Origin of the sequence: Sphingomonas hankookensis, assembly GCF_028551275.1 — a bacterium.
Classification (GTDB): Bacteria; Pseudomonadota; Alphaproteobacteria; order Sphingomonadales; family Sphingomonadaceae; genus Sphingomonas; species Sphingomonas hankookensis_A.
The window spans coordinates 1,378,101-1,400,009 of record NZ_CP117025.1; the positions used below are offsets into that span (position 1 = coordinate 1,378,101).

Here is a 21,909-nt window from a genome sequence, read left to right on the forward strand (position 1 = left end):
CGTGGCTCCGCACGGCACCTTCCGCGGCGGCGTGGCGACGCATTGCCTGACGGAACCTTGTCCGATGCGACCGGTTGCCATCGGTACATGACCGAAACATCCACCCCCGCCGACGCGGCGACCGAGGAAGAGCGCAAGGTCGCGCTGGATCCCGAACAGGAAGAGGTGGTCGACGATCGCCGTGCCGCCTCCGCGCTGATCGTGCACGAAGTGGTCCGGCGACAGGGGATCGAGGAACTCGAACGGCCCGCCGCGTCGCTGATGTGGTCGGGCATCACCGCCGGTATCGCCATCGGCCTGTCGCTGCTGGGCAAGGCGGTGATGGAAACCGCTGTCCCCGCCGGCCCATGGACGCCGCTGCTCCAGGCGCTCGGCTATGCGATCGGCTTCGTCGTGGTGATCTTGGGGCGGATGCAGCTGTTCACGGAGAGCACGTTGTCGGCGGTCCTGCCGCTCGCGACCGATCCGTCGGTGCGCAACCTGGCGCGAACGCTGCGCCTGTGGGGCATCGTGCTGTTCGCCAATCTGATCGGCACCTTCGCCTTTGCCGGTTTCGCCATGCTCGGCGGGCTGGGGTCGGAACAGGCAGCCGAATTGCTCGAGGTAAGCGGGGTCGTGCTGAAGCATGTCGGGATGGAAGGGTTCCTGGCCGGCATCCCTTCCGGCATCCTGCTGGCCAGCGTGGTGTGGACCTTGCCAAGCGTCGAAGGGCAAAAAGTGACGCTGATCGTGCTGCTGACCGGGTTGATCGATCTGGGCGGCTTTGCCCATGTCGTCGCCGGGTCGGCGGAGATGTGGGTGCTGGTGCTGCACGGCGACATGGGCGCGGGACAGGCGCTGGCGTTCTTCGTTCCGGTACTGCTCGGCAATATCGTCGGCGGCAGCGTGCTGTTCGCGCTATTGGCCCACGCACAGGTACGGGGCGAAATCGAGGAAGATTGAACTCAGTCCTCCTCGACCATCGCGCGGACCTTTTGCCGCCCCAGCCGGTGCTCGCGCCATACGATGAACAGGCCGCTGGCGATGATGATCGGCGCACCGACCCAGGTCATCGGCGTCGGCAGCACGCCGAACAACAGCCAGCCATAGACCGTCGCCCATAGCAGGCCGGAATAGTCCATCGGCACGACGACCGCGACCGGCGCGGCGCGCGATGCGGCGGTCAGCGCGATCTGCCCCATGCCACCGACCATGCCGATCGCGACCAGGTTGGCCCAGGTCAGCCAGTCGTGCGAGCGGATGTCGAAGGCATAGGCGGTGGCGATGAACGGCAGGGTCAGCGTGGAAAACCAGAAGACGGTCGTCCCCGCCGGCTCGTCGCGCAGCTGGCGCAGCGCGATCGCGACGAGGGCGACGAACAGCGCCGCCATGAGCCCGACGAACGCCCCGAACAGCGGCACGTGCGAACTGCCCGGTTGCGACACGACCAGCACGCCGACGAAGCCGACCAGCACTGCGCTCCACCGCTGCCAGCCCGTCCGCTCTCGCAGCACCAGCGCGCCGAGCAAGGTCGCAAAGATCGGCACGGTGAACTGGAACGTGGTCGCCTCCGCCAGCGGCAGCAGCAGCACCGCGCCGAAGGTAAAGACCATGCCGACCAGTCCGATCATCGATCGGGTCAGATGCCCCTTGAACCGCGTGGTGCGAAGCGACCGCAGCCCCGGACCTGCCGCGACGAAGCCCAGCACGATCGGCAACGCGCAGAGCTGGCGATAGAACATGGTTTCGGGCAGCGACGCGCCGCGCGTCTCGGCCAGCTTCACCAGTGCCGACATGGTGGACAGGAAGAAGATCGCGAGCAGGCGGAGCGCCAACCCCGTCAGGATACGGTCGCCGGGCATGGGGGGGCACCTACAGGCTGTAGCGCGCCGACGCCACCCCGCGCGCGTGCCCGCGAAAGTTGCGAAGGTTGCGCAAAGTCGACCGCGAAGGAATCGCTAACCATGACGCCGTGGTGGAGGGCGGCAGCCCGCCACGGCCATCGCCATGACACGTCGACTGCGGAAGTTGACGCCGCCGTGTCGTGCGGCGCCGCGCAAGGAATGCGGTGCTACCGCATGGCGACCGTGGATCGCCGGAGCGAAGCGTATGAAATACAATGATATTAGTCGAACTGCGGGGGCAAAGTCCTTTCCCGCCCAGCGGATCGTTCGTCCCGCGGTGCCGGTGCGCCCGCGCGCGACGTTGCTGTTCTGGCTCGCCATCGCCGTCCTGCCATGGCTGGTGATCGCCGCGATCCTGTTGGCGGGCGATTGAGCGCGTATCCCCGCTTGGCGAACGGCCCCGTTTGCCGCTATCGCGCGGTCCCATGAAGCACGCTCTCAACGTCACGCGCGAACAGGATTTCGCCGCCTGGTATCAAGCCGTCATCACCGAGGCCGATCTGGCCGAGGAATCCGGGGTGCGCGGGTGCATGGTCATCCGGCCCTGGGGCTATGGCATCTGGGAGCGGATCCAGCGGCTGCTCGACGACCGGATCAAGGCGACGGGGCATGAGAATTGCTATTTCCCGCTGTTCATCCCGCTGTCCTATTTCGAAAAGGAGGCCGAGCATGTCGACGGCTTCGCCAAGGAAATGGCGGTGGTCACCCATCACCGGCTGGTCGCGGACGGCAAGGGCGGGCTGACCCCCGATCCCGAAGCGAAGCTGGAGGAGCCACTGGTCGTGCGCCCGACCAGCGAGACGGTGATCGGCACCGCCTTTTCACGCTGGGTGCAGTCGTGGCGCGACCTGCCGGTGCTGATCAACCAGTGGGCGAACGTCGTGCGCTGGGAAATGCGCACCCGCATGTTCCTGCGCACCGCCGAGTTCCTGTGGCAGGAAGGGCATACCGCGCACGCCACGGCGGAAGAGGCGCAGGGCGAGACGCTGAAAATGCTCGAAGTCTATCGCGAGTTCGCCGAAACGTGTCTCGGCCTGCACGTGATCGCGGGCGAGAAGCCGGAGAATGAACGCTTCCCCGGCGCGGTCGCGACCTACAGCATCGAGGCGATGATGCAGGACGGGAAGGCGTTGCAGGCGGGCACGTCGCACTTCCTCGGCACCAACTTCGCGCATGCGCAGAACATCCGGTTCCAGAATGCCGAGGGCCAGTTCGAACACGCCAACACGACGAGCTGGGGCGTGTCGACGCGGATGATCGGCGGCGTCATCATGGTCCATGGCGACGATGACGGCCTGCGCGTGCCGCCCGCGATCGCGCCGTGGCAGGTGGTGATCGTGCCGATGCTGCGCGATGCGCCCGAGGACGAACCGCTGATCGCCTATTGCCGCGAGTTGCAGGCGTCGCTGACCAGGCAGACCGCGCTCGGCGAACCGGTCCGCGCGCTGCTCGACCTGAAACCGGCCAAGGCCGCCAACAAGCGCTGGGGCTGGGTGAAGAAGGGCGCGCCGGTGATCATCGAGGTCGGCGGGCGCGACATGGCCGGCGGCAATGTGTCGGTCGTGCGGCGTGACCGGCTGTATCGTGGCGATGGCAAGCTCGACAGCGCGGTCGTCGCGAAGGACGATTTCGTGGGCGAGGTCGGCGCGACGCTGGCCGATATCCAGGCGGCGCTGCTGGCGCAGTCGACCGAGAAGTTGCGTGCCGCCATCGTGCCGGTCGAGGACTGGGCGGGGGTCGAGGCGCATTTCGCGTCGGGCGTGAAGAACCCCGGCTGGGTCGATGTCCGCTGGTCGAAGCCGACCGGCGATGCGCTGGAGGCGGTGGTGCAGCGGTTGAAGGGGCTGAAGCTGACGATCCGTAATGCGCCGTTGGGGCAGACCGGGTGTGACGATGGCCCGTGCGTGTTCACCGGTGCGCCGGCGGTGGAGCGGGTGCTGATCGGGCGGGCGTACTGACGCCGGCCCCAACGTCACCCCGGACTTGATCCGGGGTCCCGCTTCTTCTCAACCGCTGGCAAGAAAGCGGGACCCCGGGTCAAGCCCGGGGTGACGATTGGGTAAGGGGCACGTTGTGGCAACCAGCCGGTAGAAACCATGCGTATCCCCGCGCAGGCGGGGATCCAGAGTCACGAACGGTAGCGCTTGTAACCCTGGACCCCCGCCTGCGCGGGGGTACGGCTCGGCCGGCAAGTCACAGAAGCTGCACCTCGCCTGGACCCCCGCCTGCGCGGGGGTACGGCCCTCGATTGGGTGGGTGGATCCGCGCACTGACGTGGACCCCCGCCTGCGCGGGGGTACGGCTTATCGTCTGGTAACAGCCTCCGTTCAACCGTACCCCGGCGAAGGCCGGGGTCCAGTTACGGAATGGTTGCCATAAACTCGCTGACGTCCCCCAACTGGACCCCGGCCTCCGCCGGGGTACGGTTCGAGTAGGTCAGGACGCGACCCTCAATCCTTCAGCTTCCCCGGCACCTGCCCACCGGCCTTGCCGAGTTCCTGCAACACCGCGCGGTGCAGCCAGATATTCATCTCGGCGCTGCCGTCCTTCGCGCCGGTATAGCCCAATTCGGTCGCCAGCTCCTTGCGGTTGTCGAGGCTGGAATCGAGGTCGAGCAGCTTCATCAGGTCGACAATCGACGTCCGCCAGTTGAGCGGCGGATTGCCCTTCTGCGCCGCGATGCGTTCGATCGCGGTCATCGGGTCGACCGGCTGGGGCGCGGCGGGGGTCGCCGGTGCGGCAGGGGCCGCGGGTGCAGGGGCAGCGGGCGCAGGCGCGTGCTGCGCGGGGGCGGGTGCTGGCGTCGGCTGCGGCGCGGGGGCGTCCTTCTTCTGCCCGAAATAATTGTCGCCGAACGGGCCGCCGTCCTTGCCGAAGATCTGCGTCTTGATGCGTTCGAAAATGCCCATGGTCGTCTCCATTCCGGGTGGATCGAACCCCAACGGGCAGGCGGCGGATCGGCTCCCTGACGATACGCCATTGGTCTGACGGGCAGGGCACTCTATGTCATGGCCGATGGTACGCACCAAAACGCCGCCCGGCCTGCCCACGCGTGAGCAGATTATCGATTTCATCCAGACGTCGGATACCCCGGCGGGCAAGCGCGAGATCGCGCGCGCCTTCGGCCTGTCGGCGCAGCAGAAGATTTCGTTGAAGGCGCTGTTGAAGGACATGGCCGACGAGGGGCTGATCGACAGCGCGCCCGGCCGTGCCTTTCACAAGATGGGCGGCCTGCCCAAGGTGACGGTGCTGCGCGTCGCCGATGTCGATGACGGCGGCAATGTCTGGGCGGTGCCCGAACGCTGGGAGGCGGAGACGCCGCCGCCGCGCGTCCGCGTGCGTGAGCGCGGCCGGCGCAGCGCGCTGGGCATCGGCGACCGCATCCTCGCGCGGACGGAGGAGGCGGGGAACGGCTGGGCCGCGTACCCGATGAAGAAGCTCGACCGCGCGGCCGAAGCGGTGCTGGGCGTGCTGCGCGCCGAGGGCGACAAGCTATGGCTGCAGGGCGTCGACAAGAAGGAACGCCGTGAGGTGCCGGTGTCCGACGCCGGCGGTGCGGCGCCCGGCGACCTTGTTCTGGCGGCGATGGCCGGCCGCCCGCCACGTATCACCGCGCGGGTGGTCGAACGGCTGGGCGATCCGTTCGAGGCGCGCAGCTTCTCACTGATTGCGATCCACAAGCACGGCATTCCCGACGTGTTTTCGGAGGAGGTGCTGGCGGAGGCGCGGAAGGTGGCGGGATATCCGATCAGATCCTCTCCTCCCCGCGAAGCGGGGAGGATTTCGGGCCGTGAAGACCTGCGTCACCTTCCCATCGTCGCGATCGATCCGATCGACGCGCGCGACCATGACGATGCGGTGTGGGCGAAGGCCGACGACAGCGAAGACAACGCAGGCGGCTGGCAGGCGATCGTCGCCATTGCCGACGTGTCCTTCTATGTCCGCCCCGGCTCCGAACTCGACAAGTCGGCGCGCTCGCGTGGCAACAGCGTGTATTTCCCCGACCGGGTCGTGCCGATGCTGCCCGAAATCCTGTCGGCCGACGTCTGTTCGCTGAAGGCCGGACAGGACCGTGCGGCGCTGGTCTGCCACCTGACCATCGCGAAGGACGGGACGCTCAGGAAATGGCGCTTCACCCGCGCGGTGATCCGGGTTGCCGCCAACATCGCCTATGAACATGCGCAGGCCGCGATCGACGGCGCGGCGGACGCCCCGGTGCCGGCCGAACTGGTCGAGAACGCGCTGAAACCGCTCTGGGCGTGCTGGGCGGCGCTGGCGAAGGCACGGGCGAAGCGCGAGCCGCTCGACCTCGACCTGCCCGAACGGCGCATCGTGCTGGACGAGAAGGGCCGCATCCTCTCGGTCGCCCCGCGCGAACGGCTCGATTCGATGCGGCTGATCGAGGATTACATGATCGCCGCCAATGTCGCGGCGGCCAAGGCGCTGGAGGCGAAGAAGGCGCCGGTCATGTACCGCGTCCACGAACCGCCGACGCGCGAGAAGCTGGTGGCGCTGAAGGACTATCTCGAAACCTTCGACGTGCCGTTCGCGCTGGGGCAGGTGATCCGCCCCGCGACGTTCAACCATGTCCTCGACCGGATCGGCGAGGCCGATTTCCGACCGCAGGTGATGGAGCAGATTCTCCGCACCCAGACGCAGGCGTTCTACGGTCCGCAGAATCATGGCCATTTCGGGCTTGGTCTCGGCAGCTATGCCCACTTCACGTCGCCGATCCGCCGCTATGCCGATCTGATCGTCCATCGCTCGCTGGTCGGCAGCTATGGCCTGGGCGAAGGGGCGCTGCCCGCCGACGACGCCGCGAACATGGAACGGGTGGGCGAGGCGATCAGCGGCCTCGAGCGCCGCGCGATGGAGGCGGAGCGCGAGACCGTCGACCGTTATGTCGCCGCGTACCTCGCCGAACATGTCGGCACGGTGATGGAGGCGCGGATCACCGGCGTCGCCAGCTTCGGCTTCTTCGCCACGGTCGAGGGGGTGGGCGGCGACGGCCTGGTCCCCGCGCGCGACCTGGGCACCGAATATTTCCGGTTCGACGAAAGCTCGCAATCGCTGATCGGCGACCAGAGCGGCGAGACCTTCGCCGCCGGACAGCGGCTGCAACTGCGGCTGGCTGAGGCCAATCCGGTATCGGGTGCGCTGCGCTTCGAACTGCCCGATGGCAAGGGGTCGGCGGGGAGCGACCGGCGCAAGGGACCGCCGCAGCGCATGTTGAAACGCCGCGGGCGTCCGGCCAATATCCGCCATCAGGGCCGCAAGCGATGAACGTCGCGGTGCAGGACGTCCCGGCGCGCAACCGTCGCGGCCGGTTCCGCCGCTGGTGGCGGATCAACGTCATCGGATCGGTCGATCACGATGCGGTGCTGCGCCAGGTGGCCGAGGAGGCGGGCTGGTCGCCGCGCTATGGGTTGATGATCGTGCTGTCGATGGCGCTGTCGCTGCTGGGGCTGTTGATGCCGTCGGTCGCGGTGCTGATCGGCGCGATGCTGATCTCGCCGCTGATGATGCCGATCATTGGCCTCGGCTTCGGTATCGCGGTGCTCGACGTGCCCGACATCCGCAAGTCGCTGATCGCGCTGGCGATCGGGGCGGGGCTGGCGGTCGGGCTGTCGGCGCTGCTGGTCGCGCTGTCGCCGATCCAGACGATCACGACCGAGATTGCCGGGCGGACGCGGCCGACGCTGTTCGACCTGCTCGTCGCGTTCCTGTCGGCCATCGCCGGTGCCTATGCATTGATCCGCGGGCGTGGGGCGACGGTGGTCGGGGTCGCGATCGCCATCGCGCTGATGCCGCCTTTGTGCGTCGTCGGCTTCGGCATCGCGACCGATAATGCGACGGTGGCGGGCGGGGCGCTGCTGCTGTTCTTCACCAACCTCATCACCATCGCGCTGACCGCCGCCGCGATGGCGCGGATCTACGGCTTTGGCCGGCACCTGACGCCGCGCAACACCACGTTCCAGATCGTGCTGTTCGTCGGCGCGATGCTGGCGCTGTCGGTGCCGCTGGTCGCGGCGTTGCGCCAGATCGCGTTCGAGTCGGTCGCGCAGCGACAGGTGCGCAGCGCGATCCTGTCGCGCTTTCCGGGCGAAGCGCGGCTCAGCCAGCTCGAAATCACCTATGACCGGAGCGCTGTGCGGGTGCGTGCGGTGGTGCTGACGCCGAAGCTCGACCCGCAGGCCGATGGCGCGCTCGCCGCGCAACTGGGGCAGCGGCTGGACCGGCGGCTCGACCTGCATGTCGACCAGATCCGCAGCTCGATGGACCAGCAGGCGACCGAGGCGGCGCAGATCGCCAAGGTCAACGAACGTGCCGGCGCGACCTTCGGCCCGGTGCGCGACCGGATCATGGCGCAGGTGGCGCTGGTCACCGGTGCGGCGGTCGATGCGATGCAGGTCGATGACGCCGGCCGCAGCGTCCGCGCGGTCGCCGCAGAGCTGCCGGGTTTGCCGCCGCGCGGCTATCGCGCGATCGAGGCGCGCGCCCGCGCCGCCGCGCCGGGTTGGCAGGTCGAGGTCGTGCCACCGATCGCCGGCGATGCGCCGCCGCCGATCGCCTATCAGGCCGGCGTGGCCGATGCCCGCGCGCTGGACGACGCGGCATGGCTGTCGGCGCGGTTGAACCGGGGGATCGTCGTCAGCGGCGGCACGACCGCGCAGCGCGACGCGCTGGTCGCCGGGATCGGCGCGCGCGGTGGCCGGGCGGTGGCGGGCGCGCCGGCCGGAGCATTGTCGCTGGCATGGGAACCGGTCGCGAGCGAATGACCGGCGGTGGTTTCTTCCAGGAAAACGATCATTGTCATCTCGCTGTCACGCCCGGTTAGCGCCTGATTCACCGGGCGCACCTATCGCTTGCCAGGCAATGGTTCAGCATACCCGCCTCGACCCGGCTTTGATGGCCGATCATCTGACGATCGGTCATGACGCGACCCTGACGCAGGTCGTCGACCGGTTCCGGCGCCATCATGACCTGCGCCTGCTGGCGGTGCTCGACGAACGGCGGCAGCCGGTGGGGGTGCTGCGCGAGCTGGATGTGCGCGAACTGCTGTTCAACCCGTTCGGCCATGCCCTGCTGCGCAACCCCAGTTTCGGCGATGCCATCGCGCAGCTGATCCGCCCGGCGACCGTCACCGATCACGACACGCCGCTGCCCGATCTGCTGGCGATGCACAGCGACCGGGGCGTCGTGCTGGTGCAGCACGGGACGTTCCTCGCGCTGCTCGATCCCGAACAGCTGTTGCGCATGGCCAGCCGCTGGCATGGCGACGCATCGGCGCTGGCGCAGGCGCGGTCGCAGCGGGTCCATGCCGCCGCCAATGCGTTCGAGGCGGGGATCAAGGCGCTGGCGAACGATATCGGCACCGCCTGCAGCGCGATCGGCCGGGTCGCCGCCGAGCTGGACCAGCGTGCCACCACGACCCATGGCAGCGCCGCATCGGTCGCCGCCGCCGCGCACCAGACGGCGGTCGGCATGGTCGATATCGAACAGCGCGGCCGGGCGCTGGCCCAGTCGATCGAACGCATTACCCGCGACGCGGGCGAGGCGCTGCGCCTGCGCGAACAGGCGAGCGCGGCGGTCGAGCGCACCGGCACGCAGGTCCGATCGCTGTCCGACGTGGCGACCACGATCGAGGAAATGCTGGCGCTGATCCGCGGCCTTGCCAAGCAGACCAACCTGCTGGCGCTGAATGCCGGGATCGAGGCGGCGCGCGCCGGGGCGGCCGGCACGGGCTTCGCGGTCGTCGCGGGCGAGGTGAAGTCGCTGGCGCGTCAGACCGAAGCGGCGGCGGGCGATATCGCACGCCGGGTGGATGCGGTCCACCTGCTGCTGGGTGACGTGGGGCAGGGGCAGGCGGCGGTGCAGAGCGCCATCGCGGCGATCGGCCAGATCACCACGACCATCGGCACGGCCGTCGCCGCCGAGCGCAGGACCACCCAGGCGATCGCCGAACGGGTCGAGGAAGCGCGCGGGGCGGGCGCCGACATCGACGCCAGGGCCGGGGCGATCGCCGCGGCGGCGGACGGCATCGGCGACCGGGCGGGCATGCTCACGCGGCTGGTGGAGGGACTGTCGGGGCTCAGCCGGCAGTTGCAGGGGCGGGCGAGCGAATTGGTGTCGGCGGTGGCGTGAGGGGGCTACCCTCCTCTCCCGTTTGCTTCGAGCGCAGGTTCGAGCCTGTCGAGAACCGAAGTCGAGAAGGGGTTGCCCCAAACTCAGGGTTCTCGACGGACGCTTCTCGACAAGCTCGAAGCTGCTCGAACCGAACGGTTGAGGTGGGAATGCAGCGCTCCAACCCGGCCGTCAGCCCGGACTCGATCCGGGGTTCCGCCTTATTTCCGGCGGTCGGGAAGAAGCGGGACCCCGGATCAAGTCCGGGGTGATGAAGAGGAGCGTAGCGCCGCTACCTTACCCTCACCCTGCCTCTTGAAACTGCAGATTCGCCAACCGCGCATACAGCCCGCCTTGCGCGATCAACTCGCCATGTCGGCCGCTCTCGACGATCCGACCCTGATCCATCACGATGATCCGCGACGCCGCGCGTACCGTCGCCAGCCGGTGCGCGATGACGAGGGTCGTCCGGTTCGCCATCAGCCGGTCGAGCGCATCCTGCACCAGCCGCTCGCTCTCGGCATCGAGCGCCGAGGTCGCTTCGTCCAGCAACAGGATCGGCGCGTCGCGCAGCAGCGCGCGGGCGATCGCCACCCGCTGCCGCTGGCCCCCCGACAGCCGTGCCCCGCCTTCGCCCAGATAGGTGTCGAGACCGTCGGGCAAGTCGCGCAGAAACGCACTGGCATTGGCGGCATCGGCGGCGGCCCAGAGCTGTTCGTCGCTCGCATCCCAGCGGCCGTAGCGCAGATTGTCGCGGGCGGAGGCGGCGAAGATCACGGTTTCCTGCGGGACCATCGCGATCCGCGCGCGCACCGCCGCCGGATCTGCATCGCGAACATCGACGCCATCGACCGCGACGCGGCCGGCTTCTGGATCGTAGAAGCGTTGGATCAGCTGGAACAGCGTCGACTTGCCGGCACCCGACGGGCCCACCACCGCCACCGTCTCCCCCGGCGTCACGTCGAGCGTGAAATCGGTCAGCGCGGCGACTTCCGGGCGGGTCGGATAATGGAAGGTGACGCCTGCGAACGCCACCGCGCCGCGCGCCGGTTCGGGCAGCGCGACCGGATTGGCCGGCGCGGCGATGACCGGGCGTTGCGCCAACAGGTCGGCCAGCCGCCCGGCGGCACCCGATGCACGCAGCAAATCGCCATAGACTTCGGTCAGCGCGCCGAACGACCCGGTCACCAGCGCAGCGGTCAGCACGAAGGCGGTGATCGCGCCGCCGGTCGTCCGCCCCGCCGCGACGTCGCTGACCGCATCCCACATGATGAGGGTGATCGCGGCGAACAACATGCCGATGACGAAGGCGGTCATGATCGCCCGCGTCGCGAACCGTTTCTTGGCGGTGGCGAAGCCGCGATCAACCGCATCGGCGAAGCGTTCGCTCTCGCGGCGTTCCTGCCCGAACGCCTGCACGATCTTCATCGCGCCCAGCGTCTCCGACGCGACCGTCCCGATGTCGGCGATCCGGTCCTGGCTGCTGCGCGACAATTTGCGCACCCGCCCGCCCAGCCACATGATCGGCAGCACGATCACCGGGATGCCGACGATCAGGTAGAGCGTCAGCTTGGGTTGCAGGCTGAAGAGATAGATGACCCCGCCGACGCCGACCAGCAGGTTGCGCAGCGCGACCGATACGGTGGTGCTGACGATCCCCTCGACGATCGCGGTGTCGGCGGTCAGGCGCGACGCGATCTCGGACGGGCGGTTTTCCTCGAACCAGCCGGGCGACAGTGTCAGCAGGTTGCGATGCACCGCCAGCCGCAGATCGGCGACGGTCCGTTCGCCCAGCCACGACACGAAATAGAACCGCCCGGCGGTCGCGATCGCCAGCACGACGACGACGCCCAGCAGCCCTTCGAAATAGACGCCGATCTCGCTGACGCTCGCCCCTTCGGCAAAGCCGTTGTCGACCACCTTCTGAAAGGTGCGCGGGATCCACAATGTCGCGACCGCGGCGGTGACCAGCGACACCAGCGCGCCGACCAGTTGCAGCTTGTAGCGGATGGTGAAGCGCCAGATCAGCCGGAGCGCCGGCAGCATCTTCGCACGATCGGGGGCAGGGGGCGTGTCGGCCATGGCGCTGCCTAGCGCCTGGGGCGGGCGACCGCAAAGGGAACCTCCGACCCCGTCATTGCTTCAACGTATCGAAGGGACGCGATGATGTGTCCACGCATGCGCTTTCAGCGCAGGGACAGATTTGGCGTGCGACGTTCGAAGCGTTGCCGATGGCAACGAATCGCTATATTTTCACTGGTACGGGTAGTCCCCGTCAGAGAAGGTCCGGGGATGCCCATGTTGTACGACGCTTATGAATGGCAACGCTCGCTGCTGGCCGGGGCCAGCGCGATGGCGAATTTCAGCGCGGGGCTGTTGCAGAACCCCAGCAATCCGTTCGCCTATTTCGGTGGTGGCCCGGTGCTGGGATCGGCGTTGCAGGTGTTCGCCCATGCCGCCGCGCCGCGCGGCAAGCCGGCCTTCGGCCTCACCACCACGACGATCGACAGCAAGCCGGTGGCGGTGCGCGAGGAGATCGTGCTGCGCCGCCCGTTCGGGCAGCTCAAGCGCTTCGTCCGCGAAGGGGTGGAGGGCAGCCCCAAGCTGCTGATCGTCGCGCCGATGAGCGGCCATTATGCGACGCTGCTGCGCGGCACGGTCGAACGCATGCTCCCCTTCGCCGATGTCTACATCACCGACTGGCGCGATGCGAAGCTGGTGCCGGTCGGCGACGGCAGCTTCGACCTCGACGACTATATCGACTATGTCATCGCCTTCCTCGAAAAGATCGGCGAGACGGGCGATGCCCGCGCGCATGTGCTGGCGGTGTGCCAGCCCTCGGTCCCGGTCTATGCCGCGACCGCGCTGATGGGGGCGGACGAGCATCCCAACCGGCCGCGCACGCTGACCATGATGGGCGGGCCGATCGACACGCGGCAGGCGCCGACCGCGGTCAACATTCTGGCGACCGAACGGCCGCACGCGTGGTTCGAACAGAATGTCATCGCGACCGTGCCGATGACTTATCCCGGTGCCGGTCGCCGCGTCTATCCGGGCTTCCTGCAGCTGGCCGGCTTCATGAGCATGAACCTGGGCAGCCACATGATCTCGCACTGGGAGATGTTCAAGCATCTGGTGCAGGGTGATGGCGAAGGCGCGGGCGCGACCCAGCGTTTCTATGACGAATATCGCGCGGTGTGCGACATGACCGCCGAATTCTATCTCCAGACGATCGACCTGGTGTTCCAGACCCATGCCCTGCCCGAAGGAACGATGAAGCATCGCGGGCGGCCGGTCGATCCGGGCGCGATCACCGACACCGCGATCCTCGCGATCGAGGGCGAGCGCGACGATATTTCGGGATTGGGCCAGACCCGCGCCGCGCTGACGCTGGCGACCGCGCTGCCCGACGACATGAAGCAGTACCATATGGCGCCCGAGGTCGGCCATTACGGTATCTTCAACGGATCGAAATGGCGCAACCGCATCGCGCCGGTGCTGGAGGAATGGATCGCCCGCCACGACGGCTGATCCGTTAGTTCGGGTACAAGGAACGGGAAGGGCGGGGGCTGCAAGACCCCCGCCCTTCGTCCATTCAGACGTCGACGACGGCGTGGCTGCCGGCTTCGTCCCCGCCCTTGATCGTCTGGCCGGTGAACATCTTCAGCTTGCCGAGCAGCGACTGGTCGGTTTCCCACACCTCGGCATCGTCGAGGTCGAAGCGCAGCATCAGCAGCGACGGGTCCTGCCGGCCCTGTTCGTACCAAGCCTCGACCTGCTTCGACCAATATTTGTCGATGATGGCCGGATCGCTTTCCTCGGTCAGCGTGCCTGCGATGCAGGCGAACAGGTCGTGCCCCTTGGCGACGAACTGCACCATCGCCGGACCGCCCTCGGCTGCACGGTTGTCGCGCTTGGTATAGAACCAGAATTCGCTGTGCGCGTCCTCGTCCAGCACGGCGTACATCGGTTCGGCATGCTGGTGCTTGCCGGTCAGGCCCAGCATGACATAGGGGCTGGCCGCCATCGCCTTCCACATGGCGTCGCGGATTTCGGCGGGGCTCTTGTTCGACATGGATTTTCCTTCCTGGGTAGGTGACCCGACAACGACCCAGAACGCACAGGTTTCCCGCGAAGACGGCGCATGCAAATCCCATTGCGCAACGCGCCGGACTTCCCTAGTGCCTCCCCACCGCGCAACGCGCGATCGCTGGGGCGTCGCCAAGCGGTAAGGCACCGGTTTTTGGTACCGGCATTCGTAGGTTCGAATCCTGCCGCCCCAGCCAATTTGCCATCTAAGTTATTGTTTTAGCGGCAGAAAATTGGTCTCAGCCACTGGATTGGGCCGGTGGGTGTGACGGCTCCATGTGGAGATGCCGTGCCTGCAATTCAAAATGTCGAGCGCAGAGGCGCCGTCTATTACTGGCGCCGTACCGTCCGTTTTCAGGTTGGTAAGCCTTTCACCCTACGCCTCAGCCTCCGAACTACCGCCCAGGCGGTGGCGCGCAGCATGGGGTGCGCGATGACCGCGAAGAGCGAGACTTTGAAAATGACCTTGGGCCAGGACGGCGGAGCCGCAAGCCTGACAACGACCCAAAAGGCCGGGATCTTCCGTAGGGCGATGGAGGAGATGCGCGACCATCTCGAGTTGGTCCACGTCGGATTCCAGCGTACTGATCCGAACGCCACCTTTTTGATCGAGGGCCTCGTCGGCATCTACGAAGCAATGCTCCGGGATTTCGTCGTGAATGGCGTCCCAACGAACGTCGGTAGTCGCGAGCATGTCGAGGCGCGATTTCCAAGCCTGACGGACGACCAGAAGGAGACACTGATCGACTTCTTTGCCGATCGACCAGACTGGCGTGACCGGTCCCTCGACAAGGCCGCGTGTGACCTTCGCGCGTCAGGCGTATGCGAAACCGCCGACAATCTCGACATTGCCCGGAAGGTCAATCTCGAAGGACGGCTCGCCGCCGCTCTTGAATATCGGCGGCGACTGGTCGATCCCGCAACGATGTGGACTGGCATGATCGACGATCGCGCCGCGTCTGGGCCGATGCCCTTCGCTGCGGTTGCCGCTGTACCCGCGGCCGTTGCTACCACGGCGCCGCCGCCGGAGTCCCAGGTCGCCGAGCCATGGGCATCGATGACGCCGACCCAAGCGGCGGAACGCTTCATCGCCGACAATCCCAAGATCGTTGGTGACGCGAGGCGGAAGGCGCGCTGGACCGCGAAGACCCGGACGCAATTCCTGTCAGCGGCGCGCCTGCTTGAAAAGAGCTATGGTGCCCGCCCGATACGGCTCGTCGTGCGGAAGTGTGGATCGGCGTGGAAAAGGGACCCCGGTAGCGGGGTGATCGGCGTCGAAAAGGGACCCCTCATCCCGTTGGTCTAGGCTGTTCGCTTGGCGGTGTGTCAGGCGGCGAGATCGGGATGCTGGTATTGGAGACGGTGTTGAGGATCCGGCGCGAGCACGCGTCGGGGAAGGCCATCAAGGCGATAGCGCGGGACCTGCACCTGTCGCGCAAGGTGGTGCGCAAGGCGATCCGGGCGCCGGAAGCGGACATGGGGTATCGGCGGGAGGTACAGCCGCTGCCGAAGCTGGGGCCATTTCAGGCGCGACTGGATGCGTTGCTGGAGGAAGATGAGGCACGGCCGCGGCGCGAGAAGCTGCGCCTCACGCGCATCCACGACCTGCTGCTGCGCGAGGGGTTCGACGGCTCGTACGACGCGGTGCGGCGTTATGCGGCCCGCTGGCGCCGGGCGCGACGTCGCGATGTGATGAATGCGCCGGCGTTCATCCCGCTGCTGTTCCGGCCGGGCGAGGCTTACCAGTTCGACTGGAGCCACGAGGACGTGGAGATTTCGGGCAAGCCGATGCGGGTAAAGGTCGCGCATGTCCGGCTATGCGCGTCGCGGGCAATGTATGTGCGAGCCTATCCCCGCGAGACACAGGAGATGCTGTTCGACGCGCATGCGCGGGCGTTTGCCTTCTTCGGAGGTGTGCCGACGCGCGGCATCTACGACAACATGAAGACGGCGGTCACGAGCGTGTTCACGGGCAAGGAGCGTGTCTTCAACCGGCGCTTCCTGGTCATGGCCAACCATTACATGGTCGAGCCGACCGCCTGCTCGCCGGCGTCGGGCTGGGAGAAAGGTCAGGTCGAGAACCAGGTGCAAACCGCACGCGGCCGCTTCTTCCAGCCACGCCTGCGATTTACCAGCCTCGAGGAGCTGAACGGTTGGCTGGAGGCCGAGTGTCGGCGCTGGACAGAGTTGCACCAGCATCCCGAGCAGAAGGAACTGACGGTTGCTCAGGCCTGGGCTGCCGAGCGCAGCGTGCTCCAGCCTGTTGTCGCACCCTTCGACGGCTTTCATGAGAGCGAGCATGCGGTAAGCGGCACATGCCTCATCAGCTTCGACCGCAACCGCTACTCCGTTTCTGCCAGGGTGGTGCGACGTGCCGTTCAGGTCCGCGCCTATGCCGACCGCATCGTCGTGCGCTGCGACGGGGAAGTCGTCGCCGACCATCCCCGGTTTTTCGGCCGGGACCGGACCATCTACGACCCGTGGCATTATCTGCCGGTGTTGGCGACCAAGCCGGGCGCCCTGCGGAACGGCGCGCCGTTCCAGGGCTGGGAGCTGCCGCCTGCGCTGGCACGACTGCGGCGCAAGCTTGGCGTCGGTGACGATGCCGACCGGCGGTTCGTGCGGGTGCTGGCCGCGGTGCTCGACGACGGACTCGAGGCGGTGGAAGCGGCCGTGCGCGAAGCATTGCTGGCCGGCGTCGCCAGCGACGACGTCATCGTCAACATCCTGGCCCGCCGGCGCGAACCGCCGCGACCGCTGACTATTGTCACGCCAGAAGATCTGGCGCTGCGCCATCCGCCCCGCGCCGACTGCAACCGCTATGACAGCCTGCGAGGCCTCCATGCAGCGGCATGAGATGATGACGGCCATGACCGAGTTGGGGCTGAAGGGCATGGCTGGCGCTTTCGACGAGGCGGTCACTACCGGTCTCCAGCGCAAGCGCACGACCATGGAGGTCCTGACCGACCTGCTGCGTGCCGAGGCGACGCACCGCCATGCAGCCTCGGTCCGTTACCGGATGTCGGCCGCCAGGTTGCCCGCGGTGAAGGACCTCGACGCCTTCGTCTTCGGCGACACTCCCATCAACGAGGGACTGGTGCGCTCGCTGTACAGCGGCTCGTTTCTTCCGGGCCGACGCAACGTCGTGCTGGTCGGTGGAACGGGTACCGGCAAGACGCATCTCGCCACCGCCATCACCGCCAATGTGGTACGAGCCGGCGCCCGCGGACGCTACTTCAACACAGTGGACCTGGTGAACCGACTCGAGGAGGAAACGCGCCTTGGCAAGGCCGGCACGCTGGCGGCCCAGCTCTCGCGCCTCGACCTCGTGGTGCTCGACGAGCTTGGCTACCTGCCGTTTGCACGCTCGGGCGGTCAAATGCTCTTCCACCTCGTCAGCAAGCTCTACGAGCAGACCTCCGTCATCGTCACCACGAACCTCGCCTTTGGCGAGTGGCCGACCGTCTTTGGCGACCCCAAGATGACCACCGCACTGCTCGACCGTATTACCCACCATTGCGACATCGTCGAAACCGGCAACGACAGCTGGCGCTTCAAACATCGAAGCTGACGCCCAGGACCACCGGCAGAGAACGCTTCGCGCTGGTTGCGCCTCCGGTCGGGCTACGCCCGCCCTACGCCGCAACCAGCGCGAACGGTGCACCCGTCATACCCGTAACGCTGCTCGACGAAGGGGGTCCCTTTTGGACGCCGATAGGGGGTCCTTTTTGGACGCCGATTGACAGATGAATGGGGTTCCGCGTTCATCCGATACCGCTGAGACTGCAGAAAGGTGGTCCTGCTAGAGGCCGCAATGTAGAATTCTGTTCTTCGTGCATAGATATGGGGGCAAGCGATATGGATCGATTCGACTGCGCGATCCTGGCGGAACTGGAACAGGATTCGCGACAGGGCTTCGGCACAATCGCGGACAAGGTGGGACTGTCGAAAACGCCGTGCTGGAACCGCGTCCAGTCGCTCGAACAGCGTCGGGTCATCACCGGCTATCGCGCCACGATAGATCCGCACGCCATCGGCTTGCGGCTTAGCGCCTTTGTCGAGGTATCGGTCGACTTCGCCCATCATGCCGCGTTCGAAGCCGCCGTGCTCGACCATGCGGCCATACTCGACTGCTATACGGTCGCTGGTGACGGCGACTATTTGCTCCATGTCATCACCCGCGACGTCGAGACGCTGGACGGACTGTTGCGTAGCGAACTGAGCCGGCTTCCCGGCGTTCAGCGCTTTGCGTCGACCATTTGCATGAAGACGATCAAGCGCGCCGCACCGCTAATGGCTGCGGTCAAGGTCGCCTGACCGGCTCGTTATCTTTCCGGAACGTTACATTTCTTGTCTCTGCCCAATCGGGTTGACGCCCCGACGTCCGATATTGCACCTGCCCCGCAAATGCTAATCACTCGCAAGAGTAATAAGGGGGTTTCATGGCAATCGGATTGGGCCGCAGGGTATCGGCAGGGGCGTTGGCTTGGGCGCTGACACTCGCGCCAGCCGTCGCGCAGACGCAGGCCGGGGCGAGCGATAGCGAGGATGTGGCGGCCCCCGACATCGTCGTCACCGCCTCTGGGTATGAGCAGCGCATCATCGAGGCACCGGCCAGCATCAGCGTGCTCGACCGCGCGAACCTTGAGGCAAAGCGCTTCGGCAGTCTCGCCGAGGCGTTGCAGGACGTGCAGGGCATCGATGTCGGCGGGGAGGCGGGCAAGACCGGCGGGATGAACATCTCGATCCGCGGGATGCCGAGCGACTATACGCTGATCCTGCTCGATGGTCGGCGACAGAACCCGCCGGGTGGCGTCACGCCCAACGGCTTCGGCGAAACCACGACCAGCTTCCTGCCGCCCTTCTCGGCGATCGACCGGATCGAGGTCGTGCGCGGACCGATGTCGACGCTGTATGGGTCCGACGCGATGGGCGGGGTCGTCAACATCATTACCCGCAAGGTCGGGAACCGCTGGGTCGGAACGGCGACCGCCGAAAGCACGATCCAAGGGGACGACCGGTTCGGCAATATCCAGTCGGTGAACGGCTTCGCACAGGGGCCGGTGGTCCGCGACCTGATTGGCCTGACGCTGTGGGGCAGCCTGTTCCACCGCGAAGGATCGGACATCCCGATCCCCGGCGATCCCGCGCTGACCCTCGGCCGCAATCCGGTGCGCGCCGATATCTACAATTACGGCGCCCGCCTGTCGCTGACCCCGCATGCGGATCATGATCTTTGGATCGAGGCGGATCGCAACACTCAGGCCTATGACAATAGCGAAGGGCGGCTCGGCACGCTGGGGTCGGGCGGCTATGCACCGGAATTGCAGTTCAACCGGTCCAACTATGTCGTCGCGCATAGCTGGCGCAGTGGCCTGGGTACGCTCGACACGACGCTGACCCGCAACGAAACCGCGACGATCGGTCGCCTGATCCCGCGTGGCACACCGGGCAAGGTGGCGGGCAGTCCGCGCACGCTGGAGGCGCGCAACGACATTATCGATTCCCGCTTTGCCGGACGGCAGGGGCCGCTCGCCTTCACCCTCGGCGGCCAATATTGGCATGCCCGCATGGTGGAGGGGGTCGCGCCCGAACCGTTCACCTTCACCCAATGGGCGGGCTTTGCCGAAGCGACGCTGACCCTCGCTGAAGGCTTCAACCTGACCGGCGGCGTGCGCTATGACGATCATTCGACCTTCGGCAATAAATGGTCGCCGCGTGCCTATGCGGTGTGGAACGTCACCGACGCGCTGACCGTGAAGGGCGGCGTCAGTCGCGGGTTCAAGACCCCGCGCGTCGAACAGATTGCCGAGGGGATCATCGGCTTCGGCAATCAGGGGCGCACCCCGTTGCTGGGCACGCCGAACCTCATTCCCGAAACCAGCACCAGCTACGAAGCCGGTGTCTATTACGACGCCGATGGCTGGTTCAGCGGCAACGTCATGCTGTTCAACAACGACTTCACCGACAAGATCGCCGCCGGACCGGGCATCCCCAATTGCCAGTTCGCCGGCAATCCGAACCGGCCGGGCTGTCTGGACGTGGGGCCGTTCCCGGCGGTCGACCTGTTCGCGCAGTCGATCAACATCGACAAGGCCCGCGCACGCGGCGTCGAAGCGGCGGGCACATTCGCCTTCAGCCCCGCCGTATCGCTCACCACCAACTATACCTATACCGAAACCGAACAGCTGAGCGGTGCCGACCGGGGCCTGCCGCTGATTGGTATTCCGCGGCATATGCTCAACGGCAATCTGCGCTGGAAGCTGGGGGAAAAGGCGAATCTGTGGACGCGCGCCGAAGTCCGCTCCAGCCGTTATCGCGGCAACAACGAACAGCAGCGCGCGATCGGCGATTTCCGCGGCTACGAGCTGTTCCATGTCGGCGGCAGCTATCAGGTAACCGACACCTTCCGTCTATCGGCGGCGATCTACAACATCCTCGATACCGATTATGCCGTGTACGAACCCTATCGCAGCGGTGCCAACACCGTGTTCACCCCGGCCTATGCGATCAATCAGGAGGGGCGACGGCTCTGGCTGTCGGCCAATGTCGATTTCTGATCGCCGAACAGCGGCCCGAGCGGATCGCCGATCAGGCCGCTGACCATCGCCGCCTGGATACGGGTCGCCGGCCACAGCTTCGACAGTGGGCCGACGATCCGGTCGCGCAGGAAGGGGAGCAGCCGGCTGTCGGACTGATAGACCGGGGTGAACAGCGCGGTCAGCGCCTGATACACCCGGACATGCCGCTGCCGCATCACGACCGCCTGCGTGAGTGCGGTAGCGACATCCGGTGATCGCCGCAGGGCGAGGGCGAGCGCATAGGCGTCAAGCAACGCCATATTGGCGCCCTGTCCCAGCTGCGGGCTGGCCGAATGCCATGCGTCGCCGATATGGATCATGCCGGTCTCGGCCGGCGTCGCCAGCGTGCGATGCGCGTAGCGGGCGAAGGTCAACTGATCGGCGGATCGGATCTGGTCGAGCAACGCCTGCGTCGCGGGCCAGAGCGTCGCGACGTCGGCTTTCCACGCCTCGAGTCCGGCACTGTGCCATTCCGCCAGCCGGTCGGCCCGCAACGACCAGAACAACGCCGCCTGCTGCCGGCTAGTGCCCGGGAGACGGCCGACCGGCAGCACGCCGACCATCACGCTGGCCCGGCGATAGCGCTGCTCCAGCGCGGTGGGATCGAACCCGGCGGCGTCCGGCCAATCGAGCGTGCCCCACAAGGCGCCATAGGCCAGTTCCCGACCGCAGGGTGGCGCGAGCGGCGTGCGCGTGCCGAGGGCGTCGACGATCAGGTCGAACGGCCCGGCACGGCGTCCGCCTTGCAGCAGCAGGATGCGCTGCCCGCCGGCGGTCGCCTCGCTACCCGTCACCGCGCAGCCGGTTTCAATGGCGATCCCTTCAACCGCGACGGCGCGATGCAGAAGCGAGAACAACGCCGCGCGATGCACGCCGATGCCGAACCCCGCGCGTCGCCCAAGCGCCGCATAGCGCACGTCGAGGACGATCCGCCCGCTGCTTCCCGCCTCGCCATGCAAACGATCGACCCGCGCGCCATGGTCGAGCAAATCGTCGGCCAGTCCCAGTTCCCGCAACACCGCAAAGCCGGTTGGCTGGATCATCAGCCCCGACCCGACCGGGCGCGGCGCATCGAACCGTTCGAACAGCGTGATGCGATGACCGTCGCGGTGCAGCAGCAGCGCGGCGGCGAGACCGGCCGGGCCGCATCCGGCAATGGCGATGGCGAGCCGCTGCATCGGATCAGTCTAGGCGCGGACGGCCGAATGTGACCAGTAGAACCAGCGCGATCA

Annotated in this window: 16 protein-coding genes and 1 tRNA gene; 12 read left to right on the forward strand and 5 right to left on the reverse strand. The window is 67.0% G+C overall.

What is annotated here, in order from left to right; all coding sequences use genetic code 11:
- Positions 1 to 87 precede the first annotated feature (87 nt).
- The gene (locus PPZ50_RS06535) at positions 88 to 942 is read left to right on the forward strand and encodes a formate/nitrite transporter family protein (RefSeq protein ID WP_084401542.1); all 855 of its coding nucleotides are present in this window, start codon (positions 88 to 90) and stop codon (positions 940 to 942) included.
- 2 nt (positions 943 to 944) lie between these two features.
- Here PPZ50_RS06535 and PPZ50_RS06540 read toward each other — a convergent pair whose 3' ends face one another.
- Entirely contained in the window at positions 945 to 1,841 is an 897-nt protein-coding gene (locus tag PPZ50_RS06540; RefSeq protein ID WP_066690187.1) for a DMT family transporter, read from the reverse strand.
- 467 nt (positions 1,842 to 2,308) lie between these two features.
- Here PPZ50_RS06540 and PPZ50_RS06545 point away from each other — a divergent pair, with 467 nt between their 5' ends.
- Positions 2,309 to 3,841: an aminoacyl--tRNA ligase-related protein gene (locus PPZ50_RS06545; RefSeq protein ID WP_272815751.1), complete on the forward strand. Its 1,533-nt coding sequence runs from the start codon at positions 2,309 to 2,311 to the stop codon at positions 3,839 to 3,841.
- A 492-nt stretch (positions 3,842 to 4,333) separates the two neighbouring features.
- Here PPZ50_RS06545 and PPZ50_RS06550 read toward each other — a convergent pair whose 3' ends face one another.
- A complete protein-coding gene (locus tag PPZ50_RS06550) occupies positions 4,334 to 4,792 on the reverse strand; it encodes a DUF3597 domain-containing protein (RefSeq protein ID WP_066690326.1) in 459 nt (152 codons plus the stop codon).
- 106 nt (positions 4,793 to 4,898) lie between these two features.
- Here PPZ50_RS06550 and PPZ50_RS06555 point away from each other — a divergent pair, with 106 nt between their 5' ends.
- From PPZ50_RS06555 to PPZ50_RS06565, 3 genes are all read left to right on the forward strand, one after another.
- The gene (locus PPZ50_RS06555; RefSeq protein ID WP_066690183.1) at positions 4,899 to 7,166 is read left to right on the forward strand and encodes a ribonuclease R family protein; all 2,268 of its coding nucleotides are present in this window, start codon (positions 4,899 to 4,901) and stop codon (positions 7,164 to 7,166) included.
- Positions 7,163 to 8,662, forward strand: coding sequence for a DUF389 domain-containing protein (locus PPZ50_RS06560; RefSeq protein WP_066690181.1), 1,500 nt, complete (start codon positions 7,163 to 7,165; stop codon positions 8,660 to 8,662). Before PPZ50_RS06555 ends, PPZ50_RS06560 begins: the two co-directional genes overlap by 4 nt.
- Before the next feature lie 130 nt (positions 8,663 to 8,792).
- Positions 8,793 to 10,028: a methyl-accepting chemotaxis protein gene (locus PPZ50_RS06565; protein ID WP_272815752.1), complete on the forward strand. Its 1,236-nt coding sequence runs from the start codon at positions 8,793 to 8,795 to the stop codon at positions 10,026 to 10,028.
- 282 nt (positions 10,029 to 10,310) lie between these two features.
- Here the strand turns inward: PPZ50_RS06565 and PPZ50_RS06570 are convergent, their stop codons facing one another.
- The gene (locus tag PPZ50_RS06570) at positions 10,311 to 12,089 is read right to left on the reverse strand and encodes an ABC transporter transmembrane domain-containing protein (RefSeq protein WP_066690177.1); all 1,779 of its coding nucleotides are present in this window, start codon (positions 12,087 to 12,089) and stop codon (positions 10,311 to 10,313) included.
- Between the two features lie 216 nt (positions 12,090 to 12,305).
- Between PPZ50_RS06570 and PPZ50_RS06575 the strand changes: the two genes are divergently transcribed.
- Positions 12,306 to 13,538: a polyhydroxyalkanoate depolymerase gene (locus PPZ50_RS06575; protein ID WP_066690175.1), complete on the forward strand. Its 1,233-nt coding sequence runs from the start codon at positions 12,306 to 12,308 to the stop codon at positions 13,536 to 13,538.
- Positions 13,539 to 13,602: 64 nt separating this feature from the next.
- Here the strand turns inward: PPZ50_RS06575 and PPZ50_RS06580 are convergent, their stop codons facing one another.
- The gene (locus tag PPZ50_RS06580; RefSeq protein ID WP_066690172.1) at positions 13,603 to 14,082 is read right to left on the reverse strand and encodes a pyridoxamine 5'-phosphate oxidase family protein; all 480 of its coding nucleotides are present in this window, start codon (positions 14,080 to 14,082) and stop codon (positions 13,603 to 13,605) included.
- A gap of 136 nt (positions 14,083 to 14,218) precedes the next feature.
- Here PPZ50_RS06580 and PPZ50_RS06585 point away from each other — a divergent pair.
- From PPZ50_RS06585 to PPZ50_RS06610, 6 genes are all read left to right on the forward strand, one after another.
- Positions 14,219 to 14,293: transfer RNA gene (locus PPZ50_RS06585), tRNA-Gln, on the forward strand.
- 236 nt (positions 14,294 to 14,529) lie between these two features.
- Positions 14,530 to 15,402: a hypothetical protein gene (locus tag PPZ50_RS06590; RefSeq protein WP_272815753.1), complete on the forward strand. Its 873-nt coding sequence runs from the start codon at positions 14,530 to 14,532 to the stop codon at positions 15,400 to 15,402.
- Positions 15,403 to 15,440: 38 nt separating this feature from the next.
- Positions 15,441 to 16,952 carry an IS21 family transposase gene (gene istA / locus PPZ50_RS06595; RefSeq protein WP_272815363.1) on the forward strand — a complete coding sequence of 504 codons (1,512 nt, stop codon included), beginning with the start codon at positions 15,441 to 15,443 and terminating at the stop codon, positions 16,950 to 16,952.
- The gene (gene istB, locus PPZ50_RS06600; RefSeq protein ID WP_066691143.1) at positions 16,939 to 17,667 is read left to right on the forward strand and encodes an IS21-like element helper ATPase IstB; all 729 of its coding nucleotides are present in this window, start codon (positions 16,939 to 16,941) and stop codon (positions 17,665 to 17,667) included. Before istA ends, istB begins: the two co-directional genes overlap by 14 nt.
- Positions 17,668 to 17,954: 287 nt before the next feature.
- Positions 17,955 to 18,413: an Lrp/AsnC family transcriptional regulator gene (locus tag PPZ50_RS06605; protein ID WP_084401617.1), complete on the forward strand. Its 459-nt coding sequence runs from the start codon at positions 17,955 to 17,957 to the stop codon at positions 18,411 to 18,413.
- A gap of 125 nt (positions 18,414 to 18,538) precedes the next feature.
- Positions 18,539 to 20,656, forward strand: a complete 2,118-nt coding sequence (locus PPZ50_RS06610) for a TonB-dependent receptor domain-containing protein (RefSeq protein WP_126014891.1) — start codon at positions 18,539 to 18,541, stop codon at positions 20,654 to 20,656.
- Here PPZ50_RS06610 and PPZ50_RS06615 read toward each other — a convergent pair.
- Entirely contained in the window at positions 20,611 to 21,855 is a 1,245-nt protein-coding gene (locus PPZ50_RS06615; RefSeq protein ID WP_066689743.1) for an FAD-dependent oxidoreductase, read from the reverse strand. The genes PPZ50_RS06610 and PPZ50_RS06615 overlap by 46 nt on opposite strands.
- Between the last annotated feature and the right edge of the window lie 54 nt (positions 21,856 to 21,909).

Coding starts and splice junctions, on each gene's coding strand:
- PPZ50_RS06545 (WP_272815751.1), top strand. CDS start 2,309: ATGAAGCACGCTCTCAACGTCACGCGCGAACAGGATTTCGCCGCCTGG.
- PPZ50_RS06575 (WP_066690175.1), top strand. CDS start 12,306: ATGTTGTACGACGCTTATGAATGGCAACGCTCGCTGCTGGCCGGGGCC.
- PPZ50_RS06605 (WP_084401617.1), top strand. CDS start 17,955: ATGGATCGATTCGACTGCGCGATCCTGGCGGAACTGGAACAGGATTCG.
- PPZ50_RS06570 (WP_066690177.1), bottom strand. CDS start 12,089: ATGGCCGACACGCCCCCTGCCCCCGATCGTGCGAAGATGCTGCCGGCG.
- istA (WP_272815363.1), top strand. CDS start 15,441: ATGCTGGTATTGGAGACGGTGTTGAGGATCCGGCGCGAGCACGCGTCG.
- istB (WP_066691143.1), top strand. CDS start 16,939: ATGCAGCGGCATGAGATGATGACGGCCATGACCGAGTTGGGGCTGAAG.
- PPZ50_RS06610 (WP_126014891.1), top strand. CDS start 18,539: ATGGCAATCGGATTGGGCCGCAGGGTATCGGCAGGGGCGTTGGCTTGG.
- PPZ50_RS06535 (WP_084401542.1), top strand. CDS start 88: ATGACCGAAACATCCACCCCCGCCGACGCGGCGACCGAGGAAGAGCGC.
- PPZ50_RS06550 (WP_066690326.1), bottom strand. CDS start 4,792: ATGGGCATTTTCGAACGCATCAAGACGCAGATCTTCGGCAAGGACGGC.
- PPZ50_RS06615 (WP_066689743.1), bottom strand. CDS start 21,855: ATGCAGCGGCTCGCCATCGCCATTGCCGGATGCGGCCCGGCCGGTCTC.
- PPZ50_RS06560 (WP_066690181.1), top strand. CDS start 7,163: ATGAACGTCGCGGTGCAGGACGTCCCGGCGCGCAACCGTCGCGGCCGG.
- PPZ50_RS06565 (WP_272815752.1), top strand. CDS start 8,793: ATGGCCGATCATCTGACGATCGGTCATGACGCGACCCTGACGCAGGTC.
- PPZ50_RS06590 (WP_272815753.1), top strand. CDS start 14,530: ATGACCGCGAAGAGCGAGACTTTGAAAATGACCTTGGGCCAGGACGGC.
- PPZ50_RS06540 (WP_066690187.1), bottom strand. CDS start 1,841: ATGCCCGGCGACCGTATCCTGACGGGGTTGGCGCTCCGCCTGCTCGCG.
- PPZ50_RS06555 (WP_066690183.1), top strand. CDS start 4,899: ATGGTACGCACCAAAACGCCGCCCGGCCTGCCCACGCGTGAGCAGATT.
- PPZ50_RS06580 (WP_066690172.1), bottom strand. CDS start 14,082: ATGTCGAACAAGAGCCCCGCCGAAATCCGCGACGCCATGTGGAAGGCG.